General features: G+C 61.9%; 13 protein-coding genes. 12 read left to right on the top strand and 1 reads right to left on the bottom strand.

What is annotated here, in order from left to right:
* Positions 1-84: 84 nt before the first annotated feature.
* From IDH44_RS04715 to holA, 4 genes are all read left to right on the top strand, one after another.
* Positions 85-2,769: a ComEC/Rec2 family competence protein gene (locus IDH44_RS04715; protein WP_190915203.1), complete on the top strand. Its 2,685-nt coding sequence runs from the start codon at positions 85-87 to the stop codon at positions 2,767-2,769.
* Positions 2,770-2,924: 155 nt separating this feature from the next.
* Positions 2,925-3,473: an RNA polymerase sigma factor gene (locus IDH44_RS04710; protein ID WP_190915200.1), complete on the top strand. Its 549-nt coding sequence runs from the start codon at positions 2,925-2,927 to the stop codon at positions 3,471-3,473.
* Positions 3,470-4,885, top strand: a complete 1,416-nt coding sequence (locus IDH44_RS04705) for an anti-sigma factor family protein (protein WP_190915198.1) — start codon at positions 3,470-3,472, stop codon at positions 4,883-4,885. The genes IDH44_RS04710 and IDH44_RS04705 overlap by 4 nt, the downstream gene beginning before the upstream one ends.
* A 244-nt stretch (positions 4,886-5,129) precedes the next feature.
* On the top strand, positions 5,130-6,179 hold the full coding sequence (gene holA, locus IDH44_RS04700; RefSeq protein ID WP_190915196.1) for a DNA polymerase III subunit delta: 1,050 nt from the start codon (positions 5,130-5,132) through the stop codon (positions 6,177-6,179).
* A gap of 165 nt (positions 6,180-6,344) precedes the next feature.
* On the opposite strand, the gene rpsT is transcribed toward holA, so the two are convergent.
* Positions 6,345-6,617: a 30S ribosomal protein S20 gene (gene rpsT, locus IDH44_RS04695; protein WP_190915194.1), complete on the bottom strand. Its 273-nt coding sequence runs from the start codon at positions 6,615-6,617 to the stop codon at positions 6,345-6,347.
* Positions 6,618-6,821: 204 nt separating this feature from the next.
* On the opposite strand from rpsT, the gene gpr reads away from it, so the two are divergent.
* The 8 genes from gpr to grpE all read left to right on the top strand — a co-directional run bounded on the left by gpr (position 6,822) and on the right by grpE (position 15,333).
* On the top strand, positions 6,822-7,823 hold the full coding sequence (gene gpr / locus IDH44_RS04690; protein ID WP_190915192.1) for a GPR endopeptidase: 1,002 nt from the start codon (positions 6,822-6,824) through the stop codon (positions 7,821-7,823).
* A gap of 160 nt (positions 7,824-7,983) precedes the next feature.
* Positions 7,984-9,243, top strand: a complete 1,260-nt coding sequence (spoIIP, locus tag IDH44_RS04685; protein ID WP_190915191.1) for a stage II sporulation protein P — start codon at positions 7,984-7,986, stop codon at positions 9,241-9,243.
* A gap of 16 nt (positions 9,244-9,259) precedes the next feature.
* Entirely contained in the window at positions 9,260-9,676 is a 417-nt protein-coding gene (locus tag IDH44_RS04680) for a hypothetical protein (protein ID WP_190915189.1), read from the top strand.
* 118 nt (positions 9,677-9,794) lie between these two features.
* Positions 9,795-11,609 carry a translation elongation factor 4 gene (lepA, locus tag IDH44_RS04675; RefSeq protein WP_190915187.1) on the top strand — a complete coding sequence of 605 codons (1,815 nt, stop codon included), beginning with the start codon at positions 9,795-9,797 and terminating at the stop codon, positions 11,607-11,609.
* Positions 11,610-11,727: 118 nt separating this feature from the next.
* A complete protein-coding gene (gene hemW / locus IDH44_RS04670; protein WP_190915185.1) occupies positions 11,728-12,885 on the top strand; it encodes a radical SAM family heme chaperone HemW in 1,158 nt (385 codons plus the stop codon).
* 137 nt (positions 12,886-13,022) lie between these two features.
* Positions 13,023-13,484, top strand: coding sequence for an N-acetyltransferase (locus IDH44_RS04665; RefSeq protein ID WP_190915562.1), 462 nt, complete (start codon positions 13,023-13,025; stop codon positions 13,482-13,484).
* Positions 13,485-13,629: 145 nt separating this feature from the next.
* Entirely contained in the window at positions 13,630-14,655 is a 1,026-nt protein-coding gene (gene hrcA / locus IDH44_RS04660; protein WP_190915183.1) for a heat-inducible transcriptional repressor HrcA, read from the top strand.
* A 33-nt stretch (positions 14,656-14,688) separates the two neighbouring features.
* On the top strand, positions 14,689-15,333 hold the full coding sequence (gene grpE, locus IDH44_RS04655) for a nucleotide exchange factor GrpE (RefSeq protein ID WP_190915181.1): 645 nt from the start codon (positions 14,689-14,691) through the stop codon (positions 15,331-15,333).
* The last annotated feature ends 7 nt before the right edge of the window (positions 15,334-15,340 follow it).

The following is a 15,340-nucleotide window of genomic DNA, read 5'->3' as shown; positions in this document are numbered from 1 at the left end:
GTGAAAAGGTTCTTTTTTTTAAAATAATAGAAAGTAAATGATTTCCTCTATCCTTTTCTAAATTTTTCGGAGGTGCATCCCGAAATGATCATAACTAGTCGGCCGCTGCTCGCATTCGCCGCTTGCTGGCTCGGCGGATCGGCCGCCGCAGCTGCGCTCGCTCCGATGGGAACGCTGCTGGCGGGCGGCGCCTTGGCCGCCGTCATGCTGACCCTGCTCCTGCTCGGAGGCGCCAGACGGCGGGACTGCGCGCTCTGCCTCACGGCGTTTGTCCTGGCCGCGGGTCAGCGAATCTGGAGCGACGTGCACAACGAGTCGGCGCTCGGTGAGGCGTGGCGCGCCGCAGCCGCCCAGATGCCGGCCGCCGCGTACCCGGTGCAATTGACCGGAACGATCGTCTCGCCGGTGGAGACGGACGGGGATCGGGCGAGCCTGCATGTGCGCGCAGAAACGCTCGCATTCAGCGTGGGAGAGGACGTTATACCACAGAAGGAGCGCATGCTCGTCCAATTGAAGCTGACGGCGCCGGAAGAAGCAGACGAGGTTGCCGATTGGCGGAGAGGGGCGCGTATCGTCATCTCCGGCGAGCTCGCGCCGCCGAGCGCCGCGACCAATATCGGCGCCTTCGATTACCGCGATTATTTGCGCAGGCAGCGCGTTCATTGGGTGCTGCAAGCCGAGGGGACGGACGACATTGCCATCTCGCAGGGATCGGGCTGGACGCCTGCAGCCCTGCTCAGTTATATCGACGCGCTGCGCGCCGCGATGGCCGAGCGGCTCGCGTCGCTGTACGCGGAGCCGTACGCCGGTTTTATGAAGAGCCTGCTCGTCGGCTTGAGAGACGAGCTCGACGCCGAGCAGTATCGGCAATTTTCTTTATTGGGCTTGACCCATATCCTGGCGATCTCCGGTCTGCACGTCGGGGTCGTGCTCTATGGGTTGAATCTGGCGATGCGTCCGCTTCCGCTGGCCCGCGAGAGCAAGCTGAATGTGCTGCTCGGCGCCATTCCCTGCTATGTACTGCTCTCGGGGGCGGCGCCTTCGGTCATCCGCGCCGGCCTGATGGCGATGCTCGGCCTCTACGCGGCCAAGCGGCACAAGCTGAAGGACGGCTTGCACGTTTTGGCTGCCGCCGCCCTGGCGATGGTAATCGTTGATCCGTACATGCTGGAGAACGTCAGCTTTCAGCTCTCGTTTTTGGTTACGGGCGGGCTGATCGTCGGCGTGTCGCCGCTTCGCAAGCTGCTGCCCCGCACGAAGCGCTTCTCCGCGGCGCTGGATCTCCTCTCGGTCTCCGTCGTGGCGCAGCTCGTTTCGTTTCCCATGACCATTTATTATTTCAATCAATTCAATCTGCTCTCGCTGCTTGCCAATATCGTGCTGGTGCCGCTGATCTCCATGCTGGTGCTGCCGGCAGGCACGCTATCGCTGCTATTGTCCATGGTGTGGCGGGCCGGCGCACAAGGGCTCGCCGACGGCGTATCGGCGCTGAGCGGCGGGATGTTCACGCTGATTGAAGAGGCGAATCGGCTCATGCAGATGCGGACCATCTGGCCTTCGCCGCCCGTATGGTGGATTGTGCTGTATTATGGCTTGCTGCTGGCGGGATTTCGCTGGGCGGCGGCCAGGGCTCATCCCGATAATGGCGCCGCTCCGGCACGGCCGGACGACACGGTGCCGCTCGGCATCGACGGCGGGGCGCAGACCGCGCCGCTCAGGCCGCAGGCAGGCGCCGCTTCGGCAAGCGTGGCCCGGGTGCCGATGCGCCGGCGCGCGCTCGTGCGCGGCGCAGGGCTGGGCGCGCTGCTGCTGGGCGCCATGTTGATCTATGCCGCCGCGCCGGATCGCTTCGATCGCGCCGCCTACGTGGAGGTGCTCGATGTCGGACAGGGGGATGCGATCCTGGTGCGGACGCCGACGGGCGGGCATATCCTGGTCGACAGCGGCGGGACCTTCGATTATCTCGGCGAGGACGAGCAGTGGCGGCGTCGGCGCGATCCGTTCGAGATCGGCCGCAAGGTGGTCGTGCCGCTGCTGCTGCAGCGCGGCGTGCAGCAGCTCGATCTGCTCGTGGCGACGCATCTGGATACCGATCATATCGGCGGCATGCAGGCCGTGCTGGAAGCGATCCCGGTCAAGCGGCTGCTACTGGCCGGGACGATCAAGCCGTCGGAGGACGCGACCGCGCTGCTGGAGACCGCCTTACGGCTGGGGGTCCCGGTCTATGCCGGCTGCGCCGGCCAGAGCTGGCAGATGGAGCCTCACGTCCAGCTGCGGGTGCTGTGGCCTGCGCCCGCCTCTCCCGGCACGAACGAATGCACCGGGTCGGCAGAGGGGGGGCTGCCTGTAGCGGAGGAGCAGAACGAGCGCAGCGTCGTGCTGTGGCTGCAGCTATACGAGCGCAAGCTGCTGCTGACCGGCGACATCGGCGCCGATACGGAACGCAAAATTATAGAGCAGCTTCAAGACGCTGCAAATGAAATGCCGGCAGAGGAGCAAGCCCTGACACCTATCGATCTGCTCAAGGTGGCCCATCACGGCAGCCGCTTCTCGACGAGCGACGAATGGCTCGCCTACTGGCAGCCTGCCGTTGCGCTGATCTCCGTCGGCCGCACCAACACGTACGGGCACCCGCATCCCGACGTGACCGGCAAGCTGGCCGCCGCCGGGGTTGTCAGCCTGCGCACCGATCTGGACGGGGAAGTTCAGCTGCGCATTGGACCCGGACGCATGCAGTGGCGCAGCGCGCTTGCACAAGGAAAGGAATGACAGCGGGCCTGGCCGGCTGCAAGGCTATACGAGGGGGGGCTTTTCTGCTATTCTTAAGGATGGATTAGGACTCGTTTTTTTCGTTTCAAGTGCCAGTGCTGCAACATTTTGAACAGCCTTTCCGTCTGAAAGGTTGCAAGAGAGGGGGACCCTTGGTGGTGGAGCCTGGTCTCATTAGAGCCGCTCAATCGGGCGATCGCGACGCCTTGATCACTCTGTTGCGGGAGATTGAAACCCATGTCTACCGGACAGCCTATTATATACTCAATAATGAACAGGATGCGCTCGACGCAGCGCAGGAGGCGCTCATCCGCGTATATACCAAAATCGGTTCATATGAGGAAAAAGCCCAGTTCAAAACATGGGTGCAGCGCATTGTCACGAATATCTGCATCGACAAGTTTCGGCGCAGCAAGCCGACGGTATCGATCGACGAGCACGATATGGTGTTTCGGGAGAAGCAGAACGTCGAGGACGAGGTCATGTCCGGCTACGTGGCCAAGGATATCCGCGAGGCGATCGACAAGCTGCCCGAGCATCATCGGACCGTCGTGGTGCTTCGATACATGCAGGATTTCTCGTACAATGAAATTGCCGATTCGCTCGATTTGCCGCTCAACACGGTCAAATCTTATCTGTTTCGCGCAAGGCAACAGCTGCAATCGTTGCTCCAAGATTATCAGAAGGGTGGTGTCCGAGGATGAACTGTCAAGAGGTGATGGAACTGATGCAACGTCAGCTGGACGGAGATCTCGACGAGCGGGAATCCGAAATCTTGACGAGCCATACGAGGCAATGCCCGGACTGCGCCGATATGTACGAACGATTAAGCAAGCTGTCTGCCGATCTGGAAAACCTGCCGCGCGTCTCGCCCAGCCATAGCCTGGTCGATGCCATCCTGCCGAAGCTCGAGGAGCTGGAGCGGGCCGAGCGCATCGCCGCGCCCGCGACGTCGGCGGCACCGGCTGCGCAGGCCGATGCGCCAGCCCCTGCACAGACGAGCCCGACGCGCGCGAGGCGCTTGCCCTGGACGAAGCGCTGGTCTACCCGCGCTGCCGGCGGCGCGCTGGCGGCGGCGGTCGTCGTCGGACTGTTCATCGTCACGTTCGACCCCGCGCTCATCGGCGGACCCGGCGCGAGCGACAATGCGAGCTACAGCGCCGACGAGGCCCCGCTCAGCTCCAAAATGGCCAACCAGAGCACAGCTGCGGACGAATCGATGGCGCAGCGTATGGAACATAATGAGACGGCCTCCGGCAGCGATGAATCGTCGTCGGCTGCTCCGGAGGACGGCGCAGCCGGCATGACAGACCGGAGCACGGCCTCGGGCGGCGCAGCGCCTCAGGAGACGGAGGAGGCGAACGGCGGAGCGGCGAATTCGAGCGACGATGGCGCCGCGGCTGCGGACAATGCAGAGCCTGCCGGAGGGGCGGCTGCGGACAATGCGGCGTCCACAAGCGATGCGGATCAGAATGCGGATGCGTCGCAAGCAGAAGAGCTGCCGTCAGGCACTGAGTCGGCGCCCGCTGCTCCGGCCGACTCTCCGGCCAAAGCGCCGCTGGCGCCGACGGCAAGCGAGGGTCGCGCTCCGCAGGAGACGCCTGCGGCCCCGGCCGCGGAGGAGGACGGCGCAGCAGCGCCTGCTGCCGATGCCGACGAGACGCGTGCGGAGCAGCTGCAGGCGCCCCAAAGCGCAGGCGACGGCGCGCCTCAGGCCGAGCAGGATACGGACACAGCCGCTCCGGCACGCCAAGATGAGGCCGACGCGAGCGGCGACATGGCCGATGACACGCAGTCTGATGCGCCCCGGGGCGGGGCCGGCGGCTACGTGCCCGAAAAATCGCAGACGATCGGCATCGCCTCCGGCGATGCGCTTGCCTCGCCAGGCGTGCCTTCGCCGGACGGCGCGTACGAGGCGGTCGTCTCCGGCAGCACGCTGCAGCTGCGCAACGCGGAGTCCGGAGCGCTGCTGTTCGAGAGCCGCAAGGACGATGGACGCATCGTCAACGTCGTCTGGTCGGATGACGGCGCTACGCTGGCCTACGAGGTCGAAGCGGGCGAGCAGAGCCGGCAATATGTGGTGAATATTGCGAACCTGTCGGAAAGCGCGCAATAGGCGCGGGTAAATGCACACTTGCGGCCCGCGCTGCGTATAGTAAGGTATCACCGGAGGCCGTCAAGCAACGTGCACGCATTGGCCTTACAAGTTGTGAGCCTTGACTTTGTATGACCGTTTTCGGCGAAGCGGCCATGGACCTTTGCCGGGAATGTTTATATAGATGATCAAGGGCGGAGGGATGAAGCCGGGCAGGTGGCTTCATCCCTCCGTTGTGCCTGAATATCGAAAGGAGGCGGCGCCCGTGAACCAGCGTACCGCGGCCAAGGAATTAAAGGAGGGACAGCCTCGTCCCGTCTATGTGCTATACGGCAAGGATCGTTTTCGAATGCAGGAATTTGTCGCGTTTATGACCGAATGTCTGCTGCAGCCGGATGAACGGCAGCTGGGCGTCGTCAAATTCAACACCGCCGATGCGCCGATCGAAGAAGCCGTATTGGAGGCGGAGACGGTGCCGTTTTTTGTGCCGCGCAAAATTGTCATCGTGCGCGACCAAACCTTGCTGGCCGCCGGCGGCAAGGAGACGGCCAAGCTGGAACATCAACCGGATCGGCTGCTCGAGTATTTGAAGCAGCCAAGCGAGACGAGCACGATCGTGCTGATGGTGCTGGCGGACAAGCTCGACGAACGGCGCAAGCTGGTCAAGCGGCTGAAGGATCAGGATGCCCTGCTGCCCTTCGCCGAGCTGCAGGGCGCCGAGCTCATGCGCTGGATGCAGCGGCGCGTGCAGGAGCAGCGGCGCGAGCTGGCCGAAGCCGCAGCCGAGCTGCTGGCCGTGCGCTGCGGCGGCGATTTGCAGCGGGTCGCGCAGGAACTGGACAAGCTCTGTCTGCATGCCGGTCCGGATGGCCGCATTGCACCGGATCACGTCGAGGCATTGACCGAGGCGACGGTGGACGAGGACGTTTTTGCGCTAGTAGACGCGATTACCGCCCTGGAGGCGGGCAAGGCGATCGCGATCTACCGGGCGCTGCTGCTGCGCCGCGAGGAACCGATCAAGATTGCCGCGCTGCTGGCTCGGCAATTTCGGATCATGCTGCAGATCAAGGAGCTGGACGGGCAGCAATACGGTCAGCAGCAAATCGCTGCACAGCTCGGACTGCATCCCTATGCCGTCAAGCTTGCGGCCGAAAAAAGCAGACGGTTTGCACGTGGCGTACTGGCTGCCCATTTGGCCAAGCTGGCCGAGCTGGATTATCAAATGAAAACCGGCCGGCTTGATAAAGCGCTGGGACTCGAGCTGTTTTTGCTGGAAATATGCGCCCAAGGCCACGATGTTGGCATTCGTACGTAATGGGATGACCTGACCTCATCCAGGCTCCGCTGGCGAAACGGCAAGGTTGTCAGCACACAGCTAAAAAAAACGACCGCCACTGGCGGTCGTTTTTTTAAGAATAGAAAGTATATGAATTGGCCTATACTTGTCTATTTTTCGCGGAACGCATGCGTAAAGTCCGGGTTAAGCCTGAGCGGAAAGCGTGTTGATCTTTTTCGCCAGACGGGACTTTTTGCGGGCAGCCGCGTTTTTATGAAGCAGGCCTTTCGTAACCGCTTTGTCCAGCTTTTTCGAAGCGACGGCGTAGGCCGCTTTGGCCGCTTCTACGTCAGTGCCGGCGGTTGCTTGATCGGCAGCTTTGACCGCCGTACGAAGCGCGGACTTTTGCGAAGCGTTCAAGGCACGGCGTTTTTCTCCGGTTTTGACGCGTTTAATGGCGGATTTAATGTTTGGCATGGCTTTCACCTCCTGTACAGGAACAGTCTTGCAGTCGCTGCAACACAACTTAAAATATATTAGCATGCGCAGCCATAAAATGCAATACTTCTTGTCCGCGTCGCCGCTTCCGCGAGGCGCTGCGCCGGCGGTATAAAATCGCTGGCCGCAAGCGCACACTAGTAGCGTAAAGCATGACTAGAATCGAGAGGAGCAGCTATGCCCATGAGCGAACTGGATCTTCAACAATATGCCGTACGCACGGACCTGGCCCTGGAGGCCAAAGAGGAGGCGGAGCGGCCTGGCGGCGCCATTCCCGGCATCACGTCGCAGGTGGACGAGCAGGACGGCATCCGGATCACCCGACTGGCGGTGGACAGCGAACAAGGGGCGGCCGCAATCGGAAAAATGATCGGCCATTACGTGACGCTGGAGGTACCGGAGCTGCGCACGCAGGACACCGTGCTGCAAAATCGCGTGACCGAACAGTTTGCCCGCGAGTTTGAAGCGTTTTTGTCACGCGTCGGCATTTCGCCCGAGGCCAAGGTGCTGATCGTGGGACTCGGCAATTGGAACGTGACGCCTGACGCGCTCGGGCCGCTGGTCGTAGAAAATGTAATGATTACGCGGCATTTTTTTGAATTAATGCCGGACAAGGTGGCGCCGGGGTACCGGCCGGTCAGCGCGGTCGCACCCGGCGTGCTGGGGACGACGGGGATCGAATCCAGCGAGATCGTGCACGGCATCGTCGGCCAGTCGAAGCCCGATCTGATCATCGCCATTGATGCCCTGGCCTCGAAGGCGCTCGAACGCGTCAATACGACCATTCAGATTGCCGATACCGGCATTCATCCCGGCTCCGGCATCGGCAATAAGCGAATCGGCATTACGCGGGAGATCATGGGCGTGCCGACGATCGCAATCGGGGTGCCGACCGTCGTCTACGCTTCGACCATCGTCAACGGCTGCATCGACATGATGGCGCGCCACTTCGAGCGGCACGAAGGCAACACCGGTCCGATCATGGGGATGCTGCCGGAGCTGCCCGAGACGGAGCGTCTCCAGCTCGTCAAGGAGGTGCTGCAACCGATCGGGCACGACTTGCTCGTCACGCCCAAGGAGGTCGACCAGTTCATCGAGGACATGGCCAACATTATTGCCAGCGGCCTCAACGCGGCGCTGCATGGCGCCGTCGACCCTTCCAATGCCGGGGCATATACGCACTGACAGGCGCCTGAACCCGCAGCGGCCGAACTGCAGCTTGTCTGCCCTTTCGGCCGCTTTTTCGATGTCTAGCAGTCTACTTTTTTTGGGGCATGGCGTTCTATCATTTTTGCTCGCTTCATAGGATGGGGTATACAGGGTCAACCATCTGGAGGCTGAGACGATGAAAAAAACGCTGCAATTCGGGGAAGGCCGCCGCGCGGGAGTCGAAAGACTGAAGGCATTGCTGACGACGGGGCGAACATTCGCCTGGCTGTCGGTGGCGTCAAGTATTTTTTTTATTGTGCTCGGGTTGGGGGGCATGCTGCAAAAGCAGGTCGAGTCCTCGCCCCTGTCCTCAATGAAGGGGATGGCGGCCGGCATATCCGGGGGCTGGTTCGGTCAAATGCTGGGCATGGAAATTCCGGCGTTCGAAGGAAAACAGCCGCCGGACGGCTCGCTCCTGGGCACCCAGACCGCGGCATTCGTCATGCGGCTGCTGACGGATATCAACCCGGAGGATCCGCGCAGCCTCATCGCGGGCGAGCTGCCCGGTCTCGGAAGGGACGAGTCCTTCCTGATCCGGGGCGGCAGCGGTCCTGAGGTCGGGCCGCCTCCGCGGGATACGCCGCCCGTAGCGCAGGCGCCGCAAGAGACAGGCGCGCCGTCCGGTCAGCGGCCGGACAGCGCGTCCGAGCCGACCGGTCCCGATCAGCCGCCGAGCGAAGGCGGCGGGACAGGCTCGGAGCAAGCGCCGCCGCCGGACGGCGAGTCCGGACTGCCGGAGCGCTCCACCGGCAGCCGCAAGCCGGTCTTCATCTATCATACGCATAATCGCGAATCGTGGTATCCGGAGCTCGGCGAGGGTATAAAAGATCCCAGCTCCGCCGACACCAATATTACGATGGTCGGCAAGCGGCTCGCCGAGTCGCTGGAACGCTTGGGCGTCGGGGCGCAGCATTCCGCCACCGATTATCCGACCGAGGTGGCGAGCTACCGCTGGGAGCTGCTCTATACATACTCCCGGTCGACGGTCAAGCAAGCGATGCTCGCCAATTCGGAGGTGCGCTTTATCTTCGATCTGCATCGCGATTCCTTGCGCCGCAAGGACACGACGGTCACCATCGACGGCGAGGATTACGCGCAGGTATTCTTCATCATCGGTCACCGCAATCCGGACTGGCGGGAGAACGAGGCCTTCGCAACGCAGATTCACGAAATGCTCGAGGCGCGCTATCCCGGGCTGTCGCGCGGCATCTGGGGCAAGGACGCTTCCACCGGCAATGGCGAGTACAACCAGTCGCTCGCGCCGGAGAGCGTGCTGGTGGAAATCGGTGGCGTCGACAACACGCTCGCGGAGTCGAACCGCACGGCGGACGCGCTGGCCGAGGTGATCGCGGAGCTGTACTGGCAGGCCGACAAGGTCGACGGTGCGGCCGAATAATAAGGGAGGCGATAACATGAAGCGGGACGCATTGAAATGGTCGCTGATCGGAGGCGCGCTCGTATTCCTGCTGCTGTACGGCATCGAGGTGGCCACGACCGGTATCGAGAATGTACACGGTCCGCTGGACAACACGCAGCGCGTCCGGGAGGAGACGCCGCTGTCGCCGTCCGCGCAAGCCGCAGCGGCGGCGCAGGAGGTGGCTGAACGTCTGGCGGCGCAGCGGGAGGAGGCGGCGCGCGAGCAATGGCTGCAGGCGGCCGCCGCCGCGGTGCAAGGCGCCGCCGCCGATCCCCTGCGTCCGGAGGGCGGCGCGCCGCAGCGCGAGCCCTCCGTCAATCAGGTCGCGGACCGGACGGCCGGCGTATTGCAGTCGCTCTCCAGCGGCGGCATCCGCTTCATTGTCGGCCTGTTCGATACGGTCACCGAGTAGCTTCGGAGGGCGGATTGTCCGATTCGTCCGCCCGCTCATTCCAGTCATTGAAACGGCGCACGCCTGCTGATATAATAATAGGATTAATTCGCAAATGGGATGGGTGTGGGGGTTAACGATGACAGACGTTCGCGACCGACAGAAAATGATCCGCAATTTCTCGATTATTGCACATATCGATCACGGCAAATCAACGCTTGCCGACCGCATATTGGAATACACCGGCGCGCTCACCTCTCGCGAGATGCAGGCCCAGGTGCTGGACCAGATGGAACTGGAGCGCGAGCGTGGCATTACGATCAAGCTGCAGGCCGTGCGGCTGAATTACCGTGCCGAGGACGGACAAGAGTATCTGCTCAATCTGATCGACACGCCCGGGCATGTCGACTTTACGTACGAGGTGTCGCGCAGTCTCGCCGCCTGCGAGGGGGCGCTGCTCGTCGTCGACGCGGCCCAGGGCATCGAGGCGCAGACGCTCGCCAATGTCTACCTGGCGCTGGACAACAATCTGGAGATCTTGCCGGTCATCAACAAGATCGATCTGCCGAGTGCGGAGCCCGAGCGCGTCAAGGGCGAGATCGAGGATGTGATCGGTCTGGACGCCAGCGACGCTGTGCTGGCCTCGGCCAAGGCGGGGATCGGCATCAAGGAGATTCTGGAGCAGGTCGTCCTGAAGGTGCCGGCGCCGACCGGCGATCCGGACGAGCCGCTCAAGGCGCTAATCTTCGACTCGCACTACGATCCGTACCGCGGCGTCATCGTCTATGTCCGCGTGCTCGACGGCAGCATCTCGGCCGGTAAAAAAATTCGCTTCATGGCGACTGGCGCCGAATTCGAGGTCATCGAGGTCGGGGCGTTCAAGCCGCGCATGACGATCGTGGACGAGCTTGCGGTCGGCGATGTCGGCTTCGTCGTCGCCGGCATCAAGAACGTCAAGGACACGCGCGTCGGCGATACGATTACCGAATCGAAGCGGCCGGCGCCGAAGGCGCTGCCGGGCTACCGCAAAATCAATCCGATGGTTTTTTGCGGGCTATATCCGATCGAAACGCAGGATTACAACGATTTGCGCGAAGCGCTGGAGAAGCTGGAACTCAACGACGCTTCGCTGCGCTATGAGCCGGAGACCTCGTCGGCGCTCGGCTTCGGCTTCCGCTGCGGCTTCCTTGGCTTGCTGCATATGGAGATTATCCAGGAGCGAATCGAACGCGAGTTCAACATCCCGCTCATCACGACGGCGCCGAGCGTCATCTATCGCGTCACGCTGACCAGCGGCGAGACGATGGATATCGACAATCCGTCGAACTACCCCGAGGCGGGCAAGCTGGAGCAGGTCGAGGAGCCTTTCGTGAAGGCGTCGGTCATCGTGCCCAATGACTATGTCGGGCCGATCATGGAGCTATGCCAGGGCAAGCGCGGCGAGTTCAAGAACATGGAGTACCTGGACACGAACCGCGTCACGATCGTCTACGAGATGCCGCTGTCGGAGATCGTGTACGACTTTTTCGATCAGCTCAAGTCCAACACGAAGGGATACGCCTCCTTCGATTACGAGCTGGCGGGTTACCGCCGCTCCAATCTCGTCAAGATGGACATCATGCTCAACAACGAGCAGGTGGACGCGCTGTCGGTCATCGTGCACCGCGACCGCGCTTACCAGCGCGGCAAGATCATCTGCGAGAAAATGAAGGAACTGATCCCGCGGCAGATGTTCGAGGTGCCCGTACAGGCGTCAATCGGCACGAAGGTCATCGCCCGCGAGACGGTCAAGGCGATGCGCAAAAACGTGCTGGCCAAGTGCTACGGCGGCGACATTAGCCGCAAGCGAAAGCTGCTGGAGAAGCAGAAGGAAGGCAAGAAGCGGATGAAGCAGGTCGGCAGCGTCGAGGTGCCGCAGGAGGCTTTTATGGCCGTCCTCAAAATCGACGAATAGGTCTGCCGGCGATGCACAACAGGGGGAGCGCGCGCGCTCCCCTCTTGCCGTGGGCCGGAGCTGCATGCCGGGCACAACGGCTCAAAAACCAACAAGACGTGCAAGGGAGGGAAAGTCGATGCTTCAAATGCAGCCGCACGCGTTATATATTCATATCCCGTTTTGCACCAATAAATGCTTTTACTGCGACTTCAACTCGTTTGTGCTCAAGGGCCAGCCGGTCGACGCGTACTTGACGGCGCTGGAACGGGAGATGGCGATGACAGTCGCCGCTGTGCCGCCGGAGCGCATCGACAGCGTGTTCGTCGGCGGCGGGACGCCGACGGTGCTGACGCCGCCGCAAATGGAGCGTTTCCTTGCCGCCGTGCGCCGTCATTTTCCGATTACGGCCGAGACCGAGTTTTCGATGGAGGCCAATCCGGGTACGACCGATCCGGACAAGCTGGCGGCGATGCGAGAGGGCGGCGTCAATCGCATCAGCTTTGGCGTGCAGTCCTTCGACAACGGGCTGCTCGAGCGAATCGGCCGCATCCATGACGTGGACGACGTCTATCGCAGCCTCGACAATGCGCGTGCGGCGGGCTTCGACAACCTGTCTATCGACCTGATGTTCGGCCTGCCCGGCCAGACGACAAAGGCGCTGGCGGACAGCGTCGATCGCGCCCTGGCGCTCGACCTGCCGCATTATTCGCTGTATAGCCTCAAGGTCGAGGAGAACACGCTGTTCCACACGCTCTACGAGCGCAACGAGCTGCCGCTGCCAGCCGAAGAAGAAGAGCTCGAGATGTACGGCTATATCATGCGGCGTCTCAAGGACGCGGGACGCCGTCAATACGAGATCAGCAATTTCGCGCTGCCGGGCCGCGAGAGCCTGCACAACATCACGTATTGGCGCAACGCGCCCTATTACGGGATCGGCGCGGGCGCGCACGGCTACATCGGCCGCGAGCGTCACGTCAACGTCAAGGGCGTCCAGCCTTATATCGATGCGGCGCAGGCCGGATTGCCGCGGCTGGAAGGGCACGCCGTCTCGCAGGAGGAGGCGATGGAAGACTTCATGATGGTCGGTCTGCGCCTGTTGGACGGGGTGCGCGAGGCGGATTTCCGGCGTCAGTTCGGCATCGGCTATATGGATGCGTTCGGCACGGTCATCGAGAGGCTGACCCGCGACGGTCTGCTCGAGCCGGTTGACGGCGGTACGGGGCATCGCCTGAGCGTGCGCGGCATCCCGCTCGGCAACGAGGTGTTCGGCGCTTTTATCGGGGTGTTGGTATGACAGGATTGCAGATTTATTCGGTATCGTGTATATTTATTCGTAATCTAACGTGATCGTCCTCGCATCCGTACCGGCGCCAGCCGCGGAGCGTGGCGCGGCCGGGCAACGCAGGTGGAGGGAGAACAGTGCAAAAAACAGTGCAGACCAGCTGCCGCAAGGCAACGCTGGACGATGTGGACGAGCTGTACGAGCTGATCAAGGGATATGCGGAAAAGGGCATTATGCTGCCGCGGTCGCGCGCTGTGCTGGAGCGGCAGATCGACAGCTTCGTCGTGGCGGAGATCGAGGACCGCATCGTCGGCTGCGGATCGCTTTGCCAGCTTGGAGCGGACCTGGTGGAGATTCGATCGCTCGGCATTTCCGAGGGGCATAAGGGCAAGGGCATCGGCAGCAAGCTGGTGGATTGTCTGCTGGCCGAGGCGCGCGCGCAAAATCTGACCAAGGTGATGGCTTTGACCTACGAGGTCGCGTTTTTTCAAAAAAACGGCTTCGAGGTCGTGCAAAAGGAAATTTTTCCGGAAAAGGTCTGGACCGATTGCGTCAACTGCGCCAAGCAGCATTGCTGCGACGAAATTGCGGTCCTCAAAAAGCTGAACTGACTTGACAATCGGCAAGTCGGTTTGGTATTTTTGTAGTAATGATTAGCACTCGATGCTATTGAGTGCTAACGGCCTGCTGCTACACTGAGGCACGGCCGCGCAACCGCCGGGCATGACCAAGAGAGACAGGCAAGGAGGGGCTCGTATGTTGACCGACCGGCAGCGATTGATTCTGAATGCGATAGTGGACGATTATATCCGCTCCGCCGAGCCTGTAGGCTCGCGGAGCATTGCCAAGCGGGGAGGCGTGGGCTTCAGCCCGGCGACGATTCGCAACGAGATGGCGGACCTGGAGGAGCTCGGCTTCCTGGAGCAGCCACATACCTCGGCCGGACGCGTCCCGTCGACCAAGGGCTATCGCTATTACGTCGATCACCTGGTGAAGCTCGGCGAGGTGAACGAGGAGGAGCTGGCCCGGGTGCGGCTGTTCCTGGCTGAGAAGATGAATCAGATGGAACAGATGATTCAGCACGCCGCGACGATCCTGTCCAACCTGACCAACTACACCTCGATCGTGCTCGGTCCGGAGACGTTCAGCAACTCGCTGAAGCATTTTCAGCTCGTGCCGCTGAACGACGAGACCGCAGTGGCAATTATCGTCACCAACACCGGTCATGTCGAGAATCGCACGGTCTCGATTCCGAAGGGGATGGAGATCTCCGAGATCGAGAAGGTGACGCGCATTCTGAATGCGAAGCTGGCCGGGGTGCCGCTGGTGCGGCTGCGCTCGCGCCTCTATTCGGAGGTCGGGCAGGAGCTGGGCCGCTACGTGACCCATTGCGAGCAGCTGATGGATGTGCTCGACGATGCGCTGGCGGGCGAGCAGGGGCATCACGTCGTGCTCGGCGGGACGACGAATATGCTGACCCAGCCCGAATTCAAGGACGTCGACAAGGTGAAGACGCTGCTCGATCTGCTCGAGGAGACGCCGACGCTGCTGCGGCTCGTGTCCTCGCTGCCCGACGGCATCCAGGTCAAGATCGGGGCGGAGAACGGGCATCAGGCGATCAGCAACTGCAGTCTCATTACCGCGACCTATTCGTTCGAGGGGCAGGCGCTCGGCACGATCGGCATCCTCGGACCGACCCGCATGGAGTACGGCAAGGTCATCAGCCTGCTCGACGTGCTGTCCAAGGATATGACAAGGCTGCTTGGAAAATGGTATAAATAGAGCATTGAACTTGACGAAGGAGGTGAAGCATTCGTGAATGTAAATCGTCAATCAGAGCCGCAAGAAGCCGCTCAGGAAACGGCGCAAAAGCAAGCCGCCGAGGAGCAGGAGACGACGCAGGCCCCGGAGGGGCAGGCGGAGAGCGAGGCAACCGATCAGGCGCAGCCGGCAACGGACGCCGATCAGGAGCAGGACGCACATGAGCAGCAAGCTGAAGCGCCAGCCGAGGATCCGCGCATCGCCGCGCTGGAGCGCGAGGCCGCGGAGCATCAGCAGCGTCTGGTGCGCGCCCAGGCCGATTTTGACAACTATCGGCGCCGTACGCAAAAGGAAAAAGAAGAGCTGGCCCGTTACGCTTCCATGAAGCTGATTACGGAGCTGCTCCCGATCGTGGACAACTTCGAGCGGGCGCTGGCAGCGGCTCAGGACAGCGGCGATCAACAATCCCTCGTCAAAGGAGTGGATATGATTTTCCGGCAGCTGGACCAGGTGCTCGGCCAGGAAGGGCTGAAGGCGATGGAGACGGTAGGACAGCCGTTCAATCCGGATTACCATCAAGCCATCATGCAGGTCGAGTCCGAGGAGCATGAAGAAGGCGTCGTGGTGGAAGAGGTGCAGAAGGGCTATATGCTGAAGGACAAAGTGCTTCGGCCGGCCATGGTCAAAGTAAGCGGCTGACGCCGCT

The sequence above is a fragment of the Paenibacillus sabuli genome (assembly GCF_014705605.1).
Classification (GTDB): Bacteria; Bacillota; Bacilli; order Paenibacillales; family Paenibacillaceae; genus Paenibacillus_D; species Paenibacillus_D sabuli.
Note: the sequence above shows the minus strand (reverse complement) of the source record. Positions and strands in the feature narration are given on the sequence as shown.

Excerpts from the sequence above, each read along its gene's own strand:
- IDH44_RS04715 (WP_190915203.1), top strand. The coding sequence starts at position 85 with ATGATCATAACTAGTCGGCCGCTGCTCGCATTCGCCGCTTGCTGGCTC.
- IDH44_RS04705 (WP_190915198.1), top strand. The coding sequence starts at position 3,470 with ATGAACTGTCAAGAGGTGATGGAACTGATGCAACGTCAGCTGGACGGA.
- rpsT (WP_190915194.1), bottom strand. The coding sequence starts at position 6,617 with ATGCCAAACATTAAATCCGCCATTAAACGCGTCAAAACCGGAGAAAAA.
- gpr (WP_190915192.1), top strand. The coding sequence starts at position 6,822 with ATGAGCGAACTGGATCTTCAACAATATGCCGTACGCACGGACCTGGCC.
- spoIIP (WP_190915191.1), top strand. The coding sequence starts at position 7,984 with ATGAAAAAAACGCTGCAATTCGGGGAAGGCCGCCGCGCGGGAGTCGAA.
- IDH44_RS04680 (WP_190915189.1), top strand. The coding sequence starts at position 9,260 with ATGAAGCGGGACGCATTGAAATGGTCGCTGATCGGAGGCGCGCTCGTA.
- lepA (WP_190915187.1), top strand. The coding sequence starts at position 9,795 with ATGACAGACGTTCGCGACCGACAGAAAATGATCCGCAATTTCTCGATT.
- hemW (WP_190915185.1), top strand. The coding sequence starts at position 11,728 with ATGCTTCAAATGCAGCCGCACGCGTTATATATTCATATCCCGTTTTGC.
- hrcA (WP_190915183.1), top strand. The coding sequence starts at position 13,630 with ATGTTGACCGACCGGCAGCGATTGATTCTGAATGCGATAGTGGACGAT.